This window comes from Streptomyces sp. NPDC024698, assembly GCF_055559015.1.
Genome location: NZ_JBVHLK010000018.1, coordinates 39,171 through 52,580 on the forward strand (window position 1 = coordinate 39,171; position 13,410 = coordinate 52,580).

Genomic DNA, 13,410 nt, shown 5'->3' on the forward strand with positions numbered 1-13,410 from the left:
GGTTGCTTGCACAGGGACAGACCGGGAAACCACCGGGAACTCATCGGCGCCGAAAGGTGTTTGTGCCGCCGCCGAACGGGGCTGGTGCCGCCCGGCGACCGCCGCTCACCCCTTCACGGCCCTCACCCATGTCCCGTCCTCCGTCAGATACCGGTCGACCTTGAGCCCCGCCTCCCCCAGCGCTTCCTCGAAGGCGTCCTTCGTCAGGGCGCGGGACAGGAACGTCTGGGTCCAGGTGGCGTCCGGGAACGTGTACTGCGCGCGCACCGAGTCGACCCCGTCCCCGACCGGTTCGGCGGACAGGATGCGGACGACGAATCCGGACGGATCCTTGCGCTCGCGGGGCACGTCGGTGTGGTAGTCCTCGCCCTCGCGCTGGATCAACACGCAGCCGTCGTCGGCGACATGGCGGGCGCAGGTGTCCAGGAGCGCCTGTCTCACCCGGAGGTCCCCGGCGTGCACGAGGAACGAGGCCAGCAGAACGACGTCGAACGTCTCGCCGAGGTCGAGGTCCTCGATGCTGCTGCGTATCCGGTGCGCGCCTCGCACGTGTTCCAGCATGTCGGCGGACTCGTCCACCGCCGTGACCGCGAAACCGAGTTCCAGGAGCGGGTGGGTCATCCGGCCGACCCCGCTGCCCAGTTCCAGGATGTGCGCGGCGGCGGGCACGGCGGCGGTGATGATGTCCGGTTCGGTTCCGACGGGCAGGCGGGTGTAGAGCTCGACCGCGCAGCCGTCCGGTGTGATGGCACCGGGTCCGGTGCCCTCGTATCCCTCACGCATTTCGATCCTCATACCCGTCCAACGGACGGCCTCCGTCGGCCTGTTCCTCTCTCCCGTCATTCGTTCGAGTGACATGTTCGAGAGGTGTCCGCCGTTCGCACCGGTTCTGGCGGAAGGGCCGGAGCCTGTCCGACAGTTCACCTTGCCGGGCGGACGGGAGTCGGTGGACCTGTCCTAGAGCGCGAACCAGCCGCGTCCTCCGTACCAGTGGCCGCCCTCGCGCAGATGGTCGGCCACGGCGCGTTCGACGCTGTTGCGGCGCGGCAGTTCGCCGAGCGGGAGGTCCGGATCGCCGAAGACGAAGCCGATGGGCAGGGTGTCGTCCGCGGCCCGCTCCTCGTGCAGCAGGTGGAAGCGGTCCTGGAAGCGAACGATGTTGGAGTCGGCCGGCAGATAGCGCCTCAGCTGCGGGTCGAGCAGCCAGGAGTCGCAGACGGCCGTCTCGTGGCGCTCTTCGGGGTAGTGGCGGGCGAAGAACTCCCGGGCCAGGGCGAGCGAACGGTCGCACGCCGCGGGGGAGAGCGGGCCGCGGAAGTCGGTGATGTGCAGGCTCAGACAGAGGGTGCCGGGGTCCGGGGCGGGCCCCGCCGCCGCGAGGGCCGCGGCCGTGCGCCGCCCCAGCAGCACACGCTGGAACTGGAGCCGGCCCAGTTGGTACAGCTCGCCGTGGAAGTGCAGGGCGATCCACCAGGGAAACAGCAGTCCGGGGCCGCCGGCCCTTCTGTGGTGCACGGACACATGCCGGCCGAGATCGGCGAGCGTGCGCCGGGAGACGTCCTCGGGCACCCCGCGTTGCCGGTGATGGGCGCGGACGTACGGAAGCGCCACGATGAAGACGTACAGATGGAAGCAGCGTCCGAGAAGCCCCGTCGCCTCGGGGAAGGCGGGCGGCTCCCAGCCCTTCCCTATGCCCCCCATGTCCCGCACGAAGCGGGTGACGCAGCGCGCGAGGAGGGTCATGGCCTCGGGATCTTCGGCGAGCCGGGCGCGCAGGGCGACGAGGTCGTTGATGTGTTCATGGGGCACGGAGAGGTCGAGCAGGATGTCGGGCAGCGCGTCGGCGTCCGGGAGCACCGCCTCCCGGGGATCGCCGCCCTCGCTCTCCAGGTCTCTGAGCCACTCGGCGGTCCTCGCGTCCGCCCGCAGCACTTCCAGCAGCACCGTCGCCTCCCCCGGCGGCCGTCGGGCGACCGCTCTCCCTTGGTGAACGTGCACCACGAAGAGTACGTTTTCTCGTAGGAGTGGTGATCCTGATGCGTACGGGCAGTGAACCGGCCACAGCGCGCAGTGCTCTGCGGATGCGCTTCTGGCTGAGCGTCTGGGGCCTGATCTGGGCCATCTTCGGGACGGTCGCGTTCATCCTGGTGGGACGGCCCGGATGGGCGGCCGCGTGCGCCGTGCTGTGGATGATCGTCACGGTCGACATGACCATGATCCTTCGGCACATCAGGCAGGGCCCGCACTACCAGCCGGGCCGCGACGTCCCACCGTACGAGCCCGTGGACGAGCGGCGCGGATACCGGCCGCCGGAGCGGCGTCGGCCGTCGAGGCCGTCGCACCCCTGAACCGGCCCGGCGGACGCGTCGCGGGAACGGGCGCCGCCTCCCGCGGTCGCGCGCCGCCTGTGGCGCCCTGTGGGTCCGGCCGTGCGTTGAGCCCGGCGGCGCGCGGAGTCCGGCCGCGCGATGAGCCCGGTCGCGCGCGCCGACGCTAGGAGTCGAAGCGCGCGGCTTGCAGATACTGCGGTTTCGGGTCGAGCGCGGCCGCCAGTCTGAAGTGCCGCTTCGCCTGCTCGGGGCGCCGCTGGCGTTCATAGGTGCGGGCGAGCGCGAAATGCGCGAAGGCGTTGTCGGGCTCACGCTCCAGGACGATCGTGAACTCCAGCTCCGCGGGCCGCAGTTGAGCGGCGGCGAAGAAGGCACGCGCGCGCAGCAGCCGGGCCGCGGTGTTCTCCGGGTGGGCGGCGATGACGGAGTCGAGCAGCTTCACCGCACCCCGCGGGTCGCGCGCGGCGAGCAACTGCTCGGCGGCGCGGAAGTCGATGACGTGCGTCTCGGGAGTACGTCCGATCGATCCGCTGGTCTCGGGCACGGCAGAGTCCTTCCCTCGCTGCAAGGGTTCAACGCCCCTCCGGAGGGACGCTATTCCTGGGGCGAGCGGGCTCTGCGCACGAGATCGGCCCATACGTCCCGTACGCGCCGCTCCAAGTCCTTCAGCGCCACGTCGTTGTCGATGACGATGTCCGCGATCGCCAGACGCTTGTCACGCGAGGCCTGGGCGGCCATACGCGCATGGGCGTCCTCCTCGGTCATGCCGCGCAGCCGGACGAGGCGGTCGAGCTGCGTCTCGGGGCGGACGTCGACGACGATCACGAGGTCGTACAGAGCGGCCAGACCGTTCTCCGCGAGCAGCGGCACGTCGTGGACGACGACGGCCTCCTCGGGAGCGGCGTCCTCCAGGGCGCGCGAGCGCGTGCCGACGAGGGGGTGCACGATCGAGTTCAGGACGGCGAGCTTCTTCGGGTCGGCGAAGACGATCGAGCCGAGCTTCGGCCGGTCCAGACCGCCGTCCGGAGTCAGCACGTCCTCGCCGAAGGCCTCGACGACCGCCGCCAGCCCGGGAGTTCCGGGCGCGACGACCTCCCGCGCGATCCTGTCGGCGTCGATCAGCACCGCGCCGTGCTCGACGAGTAGTCGTGAGACTTCGCTCTTTCCGGCGCCGATACCGCCGGTCAGGCCCACCTTCAGCATGCCTGGCAGCTTAGGGCCTGCCACTGACAGTCCCTCCGTCCGGGGCCCGGACACCTCGGGAGCCCGGGAAGGAGGAGGTCAGGCCTCGCCTTCGCGTTCCGCCAGGAAACGCTCGAACTCCTGGCCGATCTCGTCGGCCGAGGGGATGTCCACCGGCTCCGCGAGCATGTTGCCGCGGCTCTCGGCGCCCGCGGCGGCGTCGTACTGGTGCTCAAGTCCCTGGACGAGCGCGACGAGTTCCTCGTCGCCCTCCTGGATCTGGCGGTCGATCTCGGTCTGCGTGCGGTGCGCCTCGGTCCGCAGGGCGTGCGCTATCCCGGGGAGCACCAGGCCGGTCGCGGCCGTGATGGACTCCAGGACGGTCAGTGCCGCGTCCGGGTACGGGGAGCGCGCGATGTAGTGGGGCACATGGGCGGCGACGCCCAGTACGTCGTGGCCCGCTTCCATGAGGCGGTACTCGATGAGCGACTCGGCGCTTCCGGGGACCTGCGCCTCGTCGAACGGGCTGCGATGTCCGGGCACCAGGTCGGTGCGGTTGCCGTGCGGGGTGAGGCCCACCGGGCGGGTGTGCGGAACACCCATGGGAATGCCGTGAAAATTGACCAGGAGGCGGACCTGGAGCCGCTCCACGATCCGCTGGACGGCGGCGGCGAAGCGCTCCCACTCGGTGTCGGGTTCGGGTCCCGACAGCAGCAGGAAGGGCGCGCCGGTGGCGTCCTGCACGAGCCGCACCTCCAGGGTCGGCTCCTCGTACTCCGTCCAGCGGTCGCGCTTGAAGGTCAGCAGCGGACGGCGCGCGCGGTAGTCCACGAGCCGGTCGTGGTCGAAGCGGGCCACGACCTGATGGGGCAGCGAGTCGAGCACCCGGTCGACGATCTGCTCACCGGTTTCGCCCGCGTCGATGTATCCGTCGAAGTGGTAGAGCATGACAAGACCGGCCGACTCCTGGGCCAGCGCCATGTCGACCACGGCCAGGCCCTTCGGCTCCCATGCGTACAAACCCTGCGGATCAAGCACTGTGACCGCTCCTCCTCGTGTTCGTACTGCACAACGTGGCATGGAGCGCCGACATTCCCGTCCCGTGCCGCGACCGGGGACCGAAGTGGGCCCGGCGACAGCGAAGCGGGCCCGCACCGGATCGGTGCGGGCCCGCTTCTTTCAGCTACTTGCTAGCGGTGAGCTTTCAGCTCTGGCCGCCGGCGAGCTTCTCGCGGAGGGCGGCGAGCGCCTCGTCCGACGCCAGGGCGCCGGAGTTGTCGTCCGACTCCGAGGAGTAGGAACCGCCACCGCCACCGGAGGCGGCCGGAGCCGCGCTGGAGGTGCTGGCACCCTCAGCCTCGGCCTGCGCGTCGGCCTCGCGGGACTTGATGACCTGAGCCTGGTGCTGCTCGAAGCGCTGCTGCGCCTCGGCGTACTGGTTCTCCCACACCTCACGCTGGGATTCGAAGCCCTCGAGCCAGTCGTTGGTCTCGGGGTCGAAGCCCTCGGGGTAGATGTAGTTGCCCTGGTCGTCGTACGACGCGGCCATGCCGTACAGGGTCGGGTCGAACTCGACCGAGGCCGGGTCGGCACCGAAGGACTCGTTGGCCTGCTTCAGCGAGAGGCTGATGCGACGACGCTCGAGGTCGATGTCGATGACCTTGACGAAGATCTCGTCGTTGACCTGGACGACCTGCTCCGGGATCTCCACGTGGCGCTCGGCCAGCTCGGAGATGTGGACCAGACCCTCGATGCCCTCGTCCACGCGGACGAACGCACCGAACGGAACGAGCTTCGTGACCTTACCCGGGACGACCTGACCGATCTGGTGCGTCCGGGCGAACTGCTGCCACGGGTCTTCCTGCGTCGCCTTGAGCGACAGGGAGACGCGCTCGCGGTCCATGTCGACGTCGAGGACCTCGACGGTGACTTCCTGGCCGACCTCGACAACCTCGGAGGGGTGGTCGATGTGCTTCCAGGAGAGCTCGGAGACGTGCACCAGACCGTCGACGCCACCCAGGTCCACGAAGGCACCGAAGTTGACGATCGAGGAGACGACGCCGGAGCGGACCTGACCCTTCTGGAGGGTGGTGAGGAACGTCTGGCGAACCTCGGACTGGGTCTGCTCCAGCCAGGCACGGCGGGACAGGACCACGTTGTTGCGGTTCTTGTCCAGCTCGATGATCTTCGCCTCGAGCTCCTTGCCCACGTAGGGCTGGAGGTCGCGGACACGGCGCATCTCGACGAGAGAAGCCGGCAGGAAGCCACGGAGGCCGATGTCGAGGATGAGACCACCCTTGACAACCTCGATGACGGTGCCGGTGACGATGCCGTCCTCTTCCTTGATCTTCTCGATGGTGCCCCAGGCGCGCTCGTACTGGGCACGCTTCTTCGAGAGGATCAGGCGGCCTTCCTTGTCCTCCTTCTGGAGAACAAGGGCTTCGATCTCGTCGCCGACCTTGACGACCTCGTTCGGGTCGACGTCGTGCTTGATCGAGAGCTCGCGGCTCGGGATGACACCTTCGGTCTTGTAACCGATGTCGAGCAGGACCTCGTCCCGGTCGACCTTCACGATGACGCCGTCGACGATGTCGCCGTCGTTGAAGTACTTGATCGTCTCGTCGATCGCGGCGAGGAATGCTTCCTCGTTACCGATGTCGTTGACCGCTACCTGCGGCGTGGTAGAGGTGGTCTCGGTGCTGCTCGTCATGTGGGAAAGGGCTCCGGTACGGACAGTGAGTCGTAGGTACTGCTTACGCCGGGAGCCCGTTTCGCCCTGTAGAAGCCGGACAGTGAAGGAAGCGCCCGACCCGGCACAGCCGGAGGCGCCTCGAAAACCGAGGGGACATACATACAGATGCGAGCACAGCCTGCTACGTCTGAGGAGCGCAGGCCCGCAGCGCAACTTGTAGCATACGGGGGCAGCCGGGCAGGGTCAATGCGCGAAGGCGCACACCCGGGGCGGATCGCCGCAATCCCGGCACAAGACCTGTCTCACAAGGCCACGCGGGGGCTAGGAAGCCCCTGTAGTGACACGCCCGAGACGGGTTGAACGGAAGAGTACGACGAGGGAGCCGATCATCCAAGAGCCCGAACCGTTCGAACCGGAAGCCACCCGACGTGACGCGGACCTCATCGAGAGTTCTCGGGCGAATCGGGGCTGGTGGGACCGGAACGCGGACGACTACCAGATCGAACACGGCACGTTCCTCGGCGACGACAGGTTCGTGTGGTGCCCCGAGGGTCTCGACGAGGTGGAGGCCGAGCTGCTGGGCCCCGCGGAGGACCTCAAGGACAAGGACGTCCTGGAGATCGGCGCCGGCGCGGCACAGTGCTCGCGCTGGCTGGCCGGACAGGGCGCGCGCCCGGTGGCCCTGGACCTCTCCCACCGCCAGCTCCAGCACGCGCTGCGCATCGGGGGCACTGTGCCCCTCGTGGAGGCGGACGCGAGCGCCCTGCCGTTCAAGGACGGTTCCTTCGACCTCGCGTGCTCGGCGTACGGGGCGCTGCCCTTCGTCGCCGACCCGGTACTGGTGCTGAGGGAGGTCCGCCGGGTGCTGCGTCCCGGAGGGCGTTTCGTCTTCTCCGTCACGCACCCGGTCCGCTGGGCGTTCCCGGACGAGCCGGGCCCCGAGGGCCTGTCGGTGTCGGCGTCCTACTTCGACCGCACCCCGTACGTGGAGCAGGACGAGGAGGGCCGCGCGGTCTACGTGGAGCACCACAGGACACTCGGCGACCGGGTGCGTGACGTGGTCGCCGGCGGCTTCCGCCTGCTCGACGTCGTCGAGCCCGAGTGGCCCGCCTGGAACACCCAGGAGTGGGGCGGCTGGTCCCCGCTGCGCGGCAACCTCGTCCCGGGCACGGCGATCTTCGTGTGCGAACGGGACTGACGTACACGGTCCCCGCGGAACAGGCGGTGAGAACAGCGACGAAGGGGAGCCGGACCGGCTCCCCTTCGTCGTACCGGGATGCGGCACGCGCGCGTGGACGCCGTCCCCCGGGTTCGTGCGCGGCCGGTCTGGCGCTCGTACGAGACTGAGGGCGTGATCCGTTACGAAGCCCTGGACGCGCTGCCCGTGCGCGGCACCCTGCCCGCCCTGGACGAGGCCCTGGAGGGGCACGGCGGCGCGGTGCTGGTGGCACCGCCCGGCACCGGCAAGACGACGCTGGTGCCGCTGGCCCTGGCGGGCCTCCTGGACGACGGGCGGCCGGCGCGACGGGTGGTGGTGGCCGAGCCCCGGCGGATCGCGGCGCGCGCCGCCGCCCGCCGGATGGCGTGGCTGCTGGGCGAGGCGGTCGGGGAGAGCGTGGGCTTCACGGTGCGTGGGGAGCGGGTGGTCGGCCCCCGCGCGCGCGTGGAGGTCGTCACGACCGGGGTCCTGCTCCAGCGGCTTCAGCGGGACCAGGAGCTCGCGGGCGTGGACGTGGTCGTGCTCGACGAGTGTCACGAGCGGCACCTCGACGCCGACACGGTGGCCGCGTTCCTGCTGGACGTGCGGGCCGCGCTCCGTCCCGAACTGCGGCTGGTGGCCGCGTCCGCGACGACGGACGCCGGGGGCTGGGCGCGCCTTCTGGGCGACGCGCCGGTCGTCGAGGCCGAGGGTGTCTCGTATCCGGTCGAGACGGTGTGGGCGCCGCCCGCGCGCCCGGTACGGCCGCCGCACGGGATGCGGGTGGACCCGGCGCTGCTGACGCATGTGGCGTCCACGGTGCGGCGGGCGCTGGCCGAGCGGCGGGGTGACGTCCTGTGCTTCCTGCCCGGGGTCGGGGAGATCGCGCGGGTCGCCGGGCAGCTGGGCGGTGTCGGGGACGTCGATGTCCTCCAGGTGCACGGGCGGGCTCCGGCGGCCGTGCAGGACGCGGTGCTGACGGCCGGTGCGCGGCGCCGGGTGGTCCTCTCCACCTCGGTGGCCGAGTCCTCGCTGACGGTCCCGGGGGTGCGCGTGGTCGTGGACTCGGGGCTGGCGCGCGAGCCGCGGGTGGACCACGCGCGCGGGCTGAGCGCCCTGGCGACCGTACGGGCCTCGCAGGCGGCCGGACGTCAACGTGCCGGGCGGGCCGGACGTGAGGCTCCCGGCACGGTCTACCGGTGCTGGGCGGAGGCGGAGGACGGCCGTCTGACACCGTTCCCGTCCCCCGAGATCAAGGTGGCCGACCTGACGGCGTTCGCGCTCCAGGCCGCCTGCTGGGGCGATGCCGGGGCGACGGGGCTCGCCCTGCTCGATCCGCCGCCGGGAGGGGCGATGGCGGCGGCCCGGGCGGTCCTGTCTGCCGTGGGCGCGGTCGACGCCGCGGGGCGGGCCACGGAACGCGGTGTGCGCATGTCCCGCCTGGGCTTGCACCCCCGGCTGGCGCGGGCCCTGCTGGACGCGACCCCGCTGGTGGGCGCGGCGCGGGCCGCCGACGTGGTCGCGCTGCTGAGCGAGGAACCCCCGCGCGAGTACGGCGACGACCTGGCGGCGGCCTGGCGCACCGCCCGGCGCGGCGGCGACGCCTACGCGGCCCGCTGGCGCGCCGAGTCCCGCCGCCTCCGCTCGGCGGCCACCGGCGCTTCCTCCGGCTCCTCCCCCAGCCGATCCGGCTCCCCTTCTTCTCCGGGCACCTCGCACGCTTCGCCGAGCCCACGGGCCGGGGAACCGAATCCCGCGGGGGACGGCGTGGCGGTCGGGGACGACCGGGTCGCCGGGCTCGTGGCCGCGCTGGCCTTCCCCGAACGCGTCGCGCACCTGCGGGGCGGCTCCCATCTGATGGTCGGCGGGACACGCGCCGACGCCGGTGAGGGGTCCGTGCTGCGCGGTGCTCCCTGGATCGCGGTGGCGGTCGCCGACCGACCCGTCGGCAGGGGGCACGCGCGCGTGCGGCTCGCGGCGGTGATCGACGAGCCGACGGCACGGCGGGCCGCCGCCGGTCTGTACGGCGAGGGCGAGGAGGTCCACTGGGCCGGCGGCGATGTCGTCGCCCGGCGGGTGGAGCGGCTGGGGGCGGTGGAGCTGGCCGTGCGACCGCTGCGCGACGCGGACCCCGGACTCGTACGGGAGGCGCTGCTCGAAGGACTGCGGGAGGAGGGCTTCGGTCTGCTGCGGTGGTCGCAGGACGCCGAGCAACTGCGCCGGCGGCTCGCGTTCCTTCACCTGCGGCTCGGTGATCCGTGGCCGGACGTCCGCGACGAAGCCCTCCACGCGCGCGTGGAGGAGTGGCTGGAGCCGGAGCTGAGCCGGGCCCGGCGCCGGGCCGACCTGGCGCGGATCGAGGCGGGGCAGGCGCTGAACCGGCTGCTGCCCTGGGCCACGGGGGAGGCCGCCCGGCTCGACGAGCTCGCGCCCGAACGGATCGAGGTGCCGAGCGGGTCGAGGATCCGCGTCGACTACACCGATCCGGCGCAGCCGGTGCTCGCCGTGAAGCTCCAGGAGATGTTCGGGCTCCAGGCGTCGCCCGCCCTGGCCGGGGTGCCCGTGCTCGTGCATCTCCTGTCTCCCGCGGGCCGGCCCGCCGCCGTGACCGCCGATCTGGCGTCCTTCTGGAAGGACGGCTACAAGGGCGTACGGGCGGAGCTGCGCGGCCGCTATCCCAAGCACCCGTGGCCCGAGGACCCGGCGACCGCCGAGCCGACGCGGTACACGAACGCGCGGCTCAGGCGCTGACGGGCTCGGGGTCGGCGGCGGGGGCGGGCGTGGGTTCGCCCGGCCTGCGTCCGCGGGCCTCCAGGTACAGCGCCAGGGACAGCAGGCCCACGCCGAGGATCAGGAAGCCCCAGGGGAGATAGGACGTCATCATCAGGACGAGGGTGCGGTTGGACTTGACGAGGTCGACGGTGTGCCGGATGTAGTCCTCGCGCATCTTCACGTCCCCGGAGAAGGCGGTCACCTTGTCCCGGCCGCCCAGGAGTGTGCCGCCGCGCAGCTCCTCCTTGTGGATCTCCTCGCCGTAGACGGGTGCCCCGGTCACCGGCTCGACCCAGAACTTGCGGACGGTGGTGTACCAGCGGGTGGTGCCGGTCTTGGCGAGGGACTCGGGGGTGACCCCCTGGACGGGCATGACCTTGGGGAACGCCACCTTGGTCCAGGGGATGGTCTGCTCGAAGTAGTAGACGTCGACGCCCCGGAAGGTCCGGGTGCCCTTGTAGTGGATGGGCGCCGAGGTGCGGGTCTGGGCGTCGAAGTACTCGTAGTCCCGTTTCTCGGTCCTGAAGGGCCATTTGAACTCGATGCCCTGGCGGGTGACGGGGTCGCCGTCCACCGACTCGCCGGTGGCGTGGACGGGTTCCTGGCTGTGCGCGTCGAAGATGTAGCGCTCGGGGAGCTTGGAGACCATCTTTCCGTCGGGGCCCTGGACGTAGGACAGGGAGTCCCAGACGACGACGTCACGGCCCGCGGTCCGCTCGATCTTCTCGGAGGCCTCGACGTTGCCCTTGAGGGTCTGGACGACGGTGACCTTGGAGACCTTCCTGGCCTGCATGGTGCCGTAGTCGAGAAGAGTCGCGTCCTTCGCCTCCAGCACCATGTCCTGGTACTGGCCGGCGGGGATCTTGGCCAGGCGCGGGAAGGCGTACCAGCGCAGCAGTGGGGACAGCGCCGCGAAGAACACGGCGAGCGCGAGCAGGATCAGGCTTGCCTTGCGGCGCATCTCGACGGCCCTCCCGGTGCGTGCGTCAGGGGTGCTGGGGGACGGTGGTGAGCAGCGGCTTCGGCGAGGTGTGTCCGGCCGGCGAGCCCATGGCCGTGATGGTCAGGACCAGCGCGAGCGCCGCGGCAAGACCGGTCGCGGCGGCGATGAGGGCACGCATGCGGGCCTCCCGGGGCCAGGAGCTGATACAGCGTCAGGTCCGGCACCGTAGCAATGGCGGGGCGAGATGAGAACACGTCGCACCGCAACGGATCAGGGCGCCCTCGCGGCGTGAGCCGGGAGGACGCCCTGGAGGCGACCTCGGGCCGCCCGGGTGACGGCGCGAAGTGTCGGACAGGCCCCTAGGAGGCGGTGGGAGAGGCCGTGGGAGTGGCGGTGTCAGTTGCGGCCGCCACGGTGAGTTCGACGGTCAGGGTGGCTCCGCCGGTGGTGGTGACGCGCAGGAGGTAGGTGCCGGTGGTGTCGTCGGCGTAGAGCTTGGGGAGCTGGAGCGCTCCGTCGGCGTCGGTGGTCAGGGCGGCCAGGGTGCGGACGGGCTTGCCGTCGGCGTCCTTGAAGTAGGGGCCCTTGTCGTTCTCGGTCGGATCGTCGGCGGACTTGACCAGGGTCGCGGTCGCGGCGACCTTGCCCGCGGCGGCGCCCTTGTAGGTGGCCTTCAGCGCGATCTGGTCGGCGAACTCGCCGCCCGGGACACAGGTCAGGGCGGTGTCGCCGGTGCGGGTGAGGGTGTCGGCCTGGCGGGCGGTGACACTCGCGGTGTAGTCGAGGCCGGCCATGATGCGGCCGACGACGGTCGCGCGGACGGTGAAGTCGCCGGTCTTCTCACCGGCCGTGAGCGCGGGCGCGGTGGCGGTGCCGAGTCTGTCGGTGACGATCGTGGCGACGCTCTCGCCGCCGGCGAAGGTGGCGTCGGTGTCGCCGACGATGGTGAACCGCACCCGGACCTTGGCCACGGGCTTGCCGGCCTTGTCGTCGGTGCGCACCGCGATCTTCTGCGCGAAGGTGGCCCCGGCCGTCGCCGTCAGCTTCCCGGCGCCCGCGTTCGTCAGGTGGTCCACCGTCTCGGTGGGCGTCGGCGTCGGCGTGGGAGTGCCCGCCGGGGGCGTCGTGGGAGTGCCCGCCGGGGGCGTCGTGGGCGGCGACGTCGGGGTGGCGGGCGGGGTCGGCTTCGAGGCGGGTGGCGTCGGCGTGCCGCCGGGGCGGGGGCTGCCCGGCGGGGACGGCTGCACCGGCGTGGGGCTCGGCGAGGCGGGCTCGTCGCTGTGGTGCGAGGGCAGCGTGCCGGTGCCGTTGGGGATCTCGTGCGTGCCCTTGCGGTAGTACTCCAGCCACGACAGGACGGTGTTCAGATAGGCCGTCGAGTTGTTGTAGCTGAGGATCGCCGCGTTCAGCTGTGCCTGGACCGCCATGTCGTGGTCGAAGCGGCACAGGTAGTGCCCGGCGGCCAGCGCGGCGTCGTAGACGTTGTTGGGGTCCTTCTTCCCGTCGCCGTTGCCGTCGCGGCCCGCCCACGCCCAGGTGGAGGGGATGAACTGCATGGGCCCGACAGCCCGGTCGAACGTGCTGTCACCGTCGAACGCGCCGTGGTCGGTGTCCTTGATATTGGCGAATCCGTAGCCGTCCAGGACCGGCCCCAGGATCGGCGACAGGGTGGTGCCGTTCGCGTCGACGCGGCCGCCGCGGGCCTGGGCCGACTCGACCTTGCCGATCGCGGCCAGCAGCTGCCAGGGCAGATTGCAGGTCGGCTTCGCCTCGCGCAGCGAGGCCTCGGCCCGCTTGTAGGCGGCCAGCACCGTCGCGGGGATACCCGCCTCCGCGGTCCCCGTGGCCGCCGGCGTGTCACCCCCCGCGCTCGCGCTCGGCGCGGGGTTCGGGCTCTGAAGCGGCGGAAGATCCGTGTAGTAACGCCCGTTGCCGGTCGCGGTGCCGTCACCGCCCGTGTCGCCCGTGCCCAGACCGAGGTCGGCCCCCGCCGACTGTCTGCCGTGGTCGTCGACGATCACTCCCGGGGCCTGGGAAGCGGACAGAGCCGCGACCGCGGCCGCGGCCACAGCGGTGGTTGCCGCGCCCTTGCGCAGCCTCCTGCCGAATTGCGCCGCCATTGAGTGAACCCCTCCCACCGACGACCGGCCCAGCCTGTCGTCCCTCAGACCTGTGCAATGCCGCTGCTTCCGGCCGTGCTCCCCCGCACGGCAACCCAGGTGACCCTACGACAACTTCCGTCGCCCAGGGACCTGTTCGCGCCCGATATTCACCAGTTGGCCATGTACCGCCG

The 13,410-nt window shown here is 71.4% G+C and carries 12 protein-coding genes; 3 read left to right on the forward strand and 9 right to left on the reverse strand.

Going from position 1 to position 13,410, the window contains the following annotated elements:
• Positions 1 to 105 precede the first annotated feature (105 nt).
• Both ACZ4AA_RS29695 and ACZ4AA_RS29700 read right to left on the reverse strand, forming a co-directional pair.
• The gene (locus ACZ4AA_RS29695) at positions 106 to 783 is read right to left on the reverse strand and encodes a class I SAM-dependent methyltransferase (RefSeq protein ID WP_467609557.1); all 678 of its coding nucleotides are present in this window, start codon (positions 781 to 783) and stop codon (positions 106 to 108) included.
• A 174-nt stretch (positions 784 to 957) separates the two neighbouring features.
• Entirely contained in the window at positions 958 to 1,944 is a 987-nt protein-coding gene (locus tag ACZ4AA_RS29700; protein ID WP_467609559.1) for an acyltransferase domain-containing protein, read from the reverse strand.
• Positions 1,945 to 2,036: 92 nt separating this feature from the next.
• Between ACZ4AA_RS29700 and ACZ4AA_RS29705 the strand changes: the two genes are divergently transcribed.
• Positions 2,037 to 2,348 (forward strand): DUF6343 family protein, encoded by a 312-nt coding sequence (locus ACZ4AA_RS29705; protein WP_467609561.1) that lies wholly within the window; start codon positions 2,037 to 2,039, stop codon positions 2,346 to 2,348.
• Positions 2,349 to 2,493: 145 nt separating this feature from the next.
• Here ACZ4AA_RS29705 and ACZ4AA_RS29710 read toward each other — a convergent pair whose 3' ends face one another.
• The 4 genes from ACZ4AA_RS29710 to rpsA all read right to left on the reverse strand — a co-directional run bounded on the left by ACZ4AA_RS29710 (position 2,494) and on the right by rpsA (position 6,222).
• Positions 2,494 to 2,874, reverse strand: coding sequence for a tetratricopeptide repeat protein (locus tag ACZ4AA_RS29710; RefSeq protein ID WP_467609563.1), 381 nt, complete (start codon positions 2,872 to 2,874; stop codon positions 2,494 to 2,496).
• A 50-nt stretch (positions 2,875 to 2,924) separates the two neighbouring features.
• Complete coding sequence (gene coaE / locus ACZ4AA_RS29715) at positions 2,925 to 3,533, reverse strand: dephospho-CoA kinase (protein WP_467609565.1); 609 nt, start codon at positions 3,531 to 3,533, stop codon at positions 2,925 to 2,927.
• Between the two features lie 78 nt (positions 3,534 to 3,611).
• On the reverse strand, positions 3,612 to 4,550 hold the full coding sequence (locus ACZ4AA_RS29720) for a PAC2 family protein (protein ID WP_467609567.1): 939 nt from the start codon (positions 4,548 to 4,550) through the stop codon (positions 3,612 to 3,614).
• A 166-nt stretch (positions 4,551 to 4,716) separates the two neighbouring features.
• Positions 4,717 to 6,222 carry a 30S ribosomal protein S1 gene (rpsA, locus tag ACZ4AA_RS29725; RefSeq protein ID WP_355767860.1) on the reverse strand — a complete coding sequence of 502 codons (1,506 nt, stop codon included), beginning with the start codon at positions 6,220 to 6,222 and terminating at the stop codon, positions 4,717 to 4,719.
• A 319-nt stretch (positions 6,223 to 6,541) separates the two neighbouring features.
• On the opposite strand from rpsA, the gene ACZ4AA_RS29730 reads away from it, so the two are divergent.
• Positions 6,542 to 7,402, forward strand: coding sequence for a class I SAM-dependent methyltransferase (locus ACZ4AA_RS29730; RefSeq protein ID WP_467609569.1), 861 nt, complete (start codon positions 6,542 to 6,544; stop codon positions 7,400 to 7,402).
• A 153-nt stretch (positions 7,403 to 7,555) separates the two neighbouring features.
• Positions 7,556 to 10,153: an ATP-dependent helicase HrpB gene (gene hrpB, locus ACZ4AA_RS29735; RefSeq protein WP_467609571.1), complete on the forward strand. Its 2,598-nt coding sequence runs from the start codon at positions 7,556 to 7,558 to the stop codon at positions 10,151 to 10,153.
• Here the strand turns inward: hrpB and pgfA are convergent.
• The 3 genes from pgfA to ACZ4AA_RS29750 all read right to left on the reverse strand — a co-directional run bounded on the left by pgfA (position 10,143) and on the right by ACZ4AA_RS29750 (position 13,237).
• Complete coding sequence (gene pgfA / locus ACZ4AA_RS29740) at positions 10,143 to 11,135, reverse strand: cell envelope lipid trafficking protein PgfA (RefSeq protein WP_467609573.1); 993 nt, start codon at positions 11,133 to 11,135, stop codon at positions 10,143 to 10,145. The two genes, hrpB and pgfA, sit on opposite strands and share 11 nt — an antisense overlap.
• A gap of 25 nt (positions 11,136 to 11,160) precedes the next feature.
• Positions 11,161 to 11,295, reverse strand: a complete 135-nt coding sequence (locus ACZ4AA_RS29745; RefSeq protein WP_398395208.1) for an SPW_0924 family protein — start codon at positions 11,293 to 11,295, stop codon at positions 11,161 to 11,163.
• Positions 11,296 to 11,476: 181 nt separating this feature from the next.
• On the reverse strand, positions 11,477 to 13,237 hold the full coding sequence (locus ACZ4AA_RS29750) for a lytic transglycosylase domain-containing protein (protein ID WP_467609575.1): 1,761 nt from the start codon (positions 13,235 to 13,237) through the stop codon (positions 11,477 to 11,479).
• Positions 13,238 to 13,410: the final 173 nt, after the last annotated feature.